Origin of the sequence: Lactobacillus jensenii DSM 20557, assembly GCF_001436455.1 — a bacterium.
Taxonomy (GTDB): Bacteria; Bacillota; Bacilli; order Lactobacillales; family Lactobacillaceae; genus Lactobacillus; species Lactobacillus jensenii.
Genome location: NZ_AYYU01000045.1, coordinates 1 through 4,159, shown reverse-complemented (window position 1 = coordinate 4,159; position 4,159 = coordinate 1). Strand labels below are relative to the sequence as shown.

At 34.2% G+C, this 4,159-nt stretch carries 4 protein-coding genes; 1 reads left to right on the top strand and 3 read right to left on the bottom strand.

Annotated features, from left to right (window positions below; translation table 11 throughout):
• Window positions 1–92: 92 nt before the first annotated feature.
• Window positions 93–1,394 carry an MFS transporter gene (locus FC45_RS07265; RefSeq protein ID WP_006585409.1) on the bottom strand — a complete coding sequence of 434 codons (1,302 nt, stop codon included), beginning with the start codon at window positions 1,392–1,394 and terminating at the stop codon, window positions 93–95.
• Between the two features lie 11 nt (window positions 1,395–1,405).
• Window positions 1,406–2,017: an NAD(P)H-binding protein gene (locus FC45_RS07260; RefSeq protein ID WP_257876626.1), complete on the bottom strand. Its 612-nt coding sequence runs from the start codon at window positions 2,015–2,017 to the stop codon at window positions 1,406–1,408.
• A 115-nt stretch (window positions 2,018–2,132) separates the two neighbouring features.
• Here FC45_RS07260 and FC45_RS07255 point away from each other — a divergent pair, with 115 nt between their 5' ends.
• Window positions 2,133–2,996 (top strand): LysR family transcriptional regulator, encoded by an 864-nt coding sequence (locus FC45_RS07255; protein WP_006585408.1) that lies wholly within the window; start codon window positions 2,133–2,135, stop codon window positions 2,994–2,996.
• Between the two features lie 62 nt (window positions 2,997–3,058).
• Here the strand turns inward: FC45_RS07255 and FC45_RS07250 are convergent, their stop codons facing one another.
• Window positions 3,059–3,919 (bottom strand): aldo/keto reductase, encoded by an 861-nt coding sequence (locus FC45_RS07250; RefSeq protein ID WP_006588324.1) that lies wholly within the window; start codon window positions 3,917–3,919, stop codon window positions 3,059–3,061.
• Window positions 3,920–4,159: the final 240 nt, after the last annotated feature.

Genomic DNA, 4,159 nt, shown 5'->3' with positions numbered 1-4,159 from the left:
GTCCAGGGTTCGATCCCCTGACCACCCACTAACTTGAACCAGATTCTTAGGAATCTGGTTTTTTTGTGCAATAAAAAAGCAGATTAGATTTACTAATCTACCTTCTTAGTCAAAAACATTAAAATTAAAATTGCTATCACAATGAATATACCCATCATCCCCAAATTAAATTGGAAATTTGCACCTTGTGCAACTAAAATTGATAATCCAATTGGTCCACCTAATTGATGCATGGTATTAGTTAAACCACTAGCACTTCCGGCAACTTCTTGTGGTGCATCTTCAATTCCTAAAGAAGTTAACGGCGCCATTATTAAACCCTGGCCAGCTCCTGAAAGTACCATTGGAAAAGCCACACTAAGCCAATAACCATATTTTAAATTAAGAATAGCTGTTAAAAATAGTCCAATAGTAAGTACTATTGAACCACTAATTGCAATTTGCTTGTGGCTAAATTTCTCATTTAATCTAGGTAAAGTAAATGAAGTTAAAAATGTAAAAATAGTAACTGGTAAAAATGCTAAACCATTTTCAATGGCACTAAAGCCATACTTCGCATGCATATATTGGGGTAACAAGAACCAATATGGTAACATGGCCATCATAAAAAATAATCTAGCTAGATATCCTGCTAAACGATTTTTATTAGCAAATAAGCTTAAAGGTAAAACGGGATTTGCTTGTTTCTTTTCAAAGAAAATGAAAATAATTAACAAAATAATCCCAGTAATCATAAAGATTGGATTGTTATTAACTGATAAAGCATAAATTAAGCTAGTTAACCCCAATACGGAAATTAATGCTCCAACATAATCAACTTTAATTGCATGACCATCTGATTTTTTAACGTATCGACCAGTTAAGATAAGAAGAATTAATGTAAAAGGTACATTAACTAAAAATCCTGCTCGCCACGATAAATAGCTTGTTAACGCACCACCAAGAACTAAGCCAAAAGTAGATCCTACACCGGCCATAGCGCCATAATATGAAATTGCTTTGGCACGCATTTTGCCTTCATATTCATCCATAATTAAAGCTAAGGTCGTTGGTGCAACAATTGAACTACCTATCCCTTGAATAGCGCGAGCTGCAATGAGTAAGCCACTGTTATTAGTCAAACCGATAACCAATGACGCTAGTCCAAAGATAGTTAGACCAATCATAAAAACTTTTTTTCGACCAAATAAGTCTAAAAGCTTACCTGACAAAAGTAAGAAACTACCAAAAGTTAAAGTATAGGCATTTGAAACCCAAGCTAAAGCAGTTTCACTTAAATTTAGCGCTTGTCCGATTTCAACAGAACTCGTAAAAACAATTGAGTTATCCATTAAAATCAAAAAATAAGCAAACAGCGCAATTACTAAAACCATCCCAAATTTATCTTTTTTCATATTATCTCCTTTTAACTATTAGGGGTATTAATACCAAGACTTTCATTTTGACCAAATTCTGGATTTTCAACTAATTTTTTAACTAAATCTGCAATACTTGCTAAAGACACATCATGGCCACCAAATGGTTCACCTTTTTTGGTCAATTCATAATTAACCGGACCTTGAGTAAACCAACCTGGACGAATAATGGTATAAGTTAAGCCAGAATTTTCAACGATATCAGCAGCTTGTCGATATGGCATCAACATCCCGTTAACTCGCAAATTTCCATTTGACCCAACACTAGCTGGAATTTCATTATAGATACCCATTGAACTAATGAAGGCAATCCGTTTTACGCCTGTGAACTTCATCGCTTGTGTAATTGCAGCTGCAAGCTCTGGCAAATTACCACTCAATGCCGCAAAAATAAAATCTTGATTGGCCATTGCTTGTTTTAAATCTTCAACACTTGCAGCATCCCCAGCAATTGCCTTTTCACGTTCTGGATTAACTTGAAGTTTATTAGCAGAACGGCAAAATAAAGTAAGTTTTGCGTCAGTTTTAGCTAATAAAGTTTGTCTAACGTGACTACCAACATTTCCACTAGCACCGATAATTAAGACATTTGTCATGTTTATTTCTCCTTTAAAATTTTGATTTATAAAAAGTATATTGGAGAACAAAAGAATTGAAAATTACCACTTTTGAATGTTAGTATACGCTTATAACATACTAAAAAAGGAAGCTTAGAAGATGTTGATTTCAAATGAATTACTTGAAAAATTAGTAGCATTCAAAGAATATGGCACGCTAGCTAAAGCAGCTGAAAAATTGCTAGTTACTCAGCCCACTCTCACTCGCTCTATGCAACAACTTGAAGATGAATTAGGAGTTAAGTTATTTAACCGTACAGTCAACCGAATTAGTCTGACTGCAACTGGTGAACTTGCTGCAAAGCGGGCCAAGCAGCTACTTGAAAATAATGAGCTCTTTGTTCAAAGCATCCAAAATTTCAGTGCGCAGACTTCAAGCCTCAATGTTTCAAGTACCATTCCTGCACCCTTAATTTGGTTAAAATTGATTGCTGAAAGGGACTTCAAGAATTCGCCACTATTATTAACTGATAAAGAAATCAAAAATAATTTGATGGCTTTTCAATCAGATATTGTGATTTCAACAAAAGAAATATTTTCAGACAATATCTCGTCCATTTTTCTTGGTAAAGAACATTTGAAAGTCTTAATTGATGAAAATTCACCACTAGCTCAGAAAAAGAGTGTCACTTTTAAAGATTTAAAAGACTGCAGTTTTCTTGTATATGACCAAATTGGTATTTGGAAAAACATCATCGAAAAAAATATTCCATCAGCTAACTTTATGTATCAATCATCTCTAGAAAACCTGGATACTATCAGTAGTTCAACTAATTTTATTGTCTTTAGATCTAATCTAACCATTGAGAAAAACTACCATAATTCAAATGATGCTAAACGTGTTTTAGTACCAATTGAAGATGAAGCAGCCTCAATTGAATGTTACGGAAATTATCTAAACTATAATGAAGACCGCGTAATGCCATTTATTAAAGACTTTATTGCTAAATGGCCTAAAGAATAGAAAAACACTTCAGAAAACAAAATCTGAAGTGTTTTTAAATTGAACTAGTAATTTATAACTCCTTAATCACGTAATTTTCTTAAACTTGCACCAAAAATTGACTCAATTGCTGCTGGGTCACGATGATCAAAGAATTGACTTTCTTTTTTATCCAAACTAGCAATCAAGTTCATCTCTTCATCGCTGAGCTTAAAATCAAAAACATCAAAATTTTCAGCCATGCGATTCTTATGAACTGACTTGGGAATAGTGACAATTCCGCGCTGCAATAACCAGCGCAAGATTACTTGCCCATTTTTCTTGCCATATTTTTCACCAATTTCAGCTAAAACAGGGTTAGTGAAAATGTCATGCTTACCTTCCACAAATGGAGCCCAAGCTTCAACTTGAATCTTTTCATCCTGGTGATACTTAACCTCTGCATTTCTTTGATACCAAGGTGAAACTTCAATTTGATTGATAGCAGGCTTAACATTACTCATCAACTCAAGGTTCTTTAATTGATCTGGATAAAAATTTGAAACCCCAATTGACTTAATTTTGCCAGCTTTTTGTGCCTCTTCAAGTGCGCGCCATGCCCCGTATGTATCGCCATATGGTTGATGCAATAAATATAGGTCCATGTAATCTAACCCTAACTTCTTTAATGAATCATCAATTCCTTCTTGGGCTTTTTCATAAGTAAAGTGATCAACCCAAAGTTTTGAAGTAATGAAAAACTCATCGCGATTAATATTTGAATTTTTAATAGCTTGCCCCACTGCTTCTTCATTACCGTAAGCAGCTGCAGTATCAAATAAGCGATATCCAACATCGATAGCATCACTTACAGCTTGCTGTGCTTGACTTAAGTCTGGTACTTGAAAAACACCAAAGCCTAATTGTGGCATCTTATTTCCATCATTTAAAGTAATATAATCCATGATTTTACCTCCGCTATAATTCATTTATTGATTAGTAGTATATGGGCGCAAACTAAAAAATAAAATTATCAATCTAGCATGGATACTATGCACAGAGTGTATACTAAAGCTACTAGATAAGGCTGAAATCAGAATTTATACTTTTTTCAAAAAAACACTTGCCAGCCTAACCAAATTTTGATATTATTATTTCTGTTATGAAAGACAACGGGTGGTTAGCTCAGCTGGCAGAGCAACGGA

Bases quoted from the DNA above. Each gene is read 5' to 3' on its own strand.
- FC45_RS07265 (WP_006585409.1), bottom strand. From the start codon at position 1,394: ATGAAAAAAGATAAATTTGGGATGGTTTTAGTAATTGCGCTGTTTGCT.
- FC45_RS07255 (WP_006585408.1), top strand. From the start codon at position 2,133: ATGTTGATTTCAAATGAATTACTTGAAAAATTAGTAGCATTCAAAGAA.
- FC45_RS07250 (WP_006588324.1), bottom strand. From the start codon at position 3,919: ATGGATTATATTACTTTAAATGATGGAAATAAGATGCCACAATTAGGC.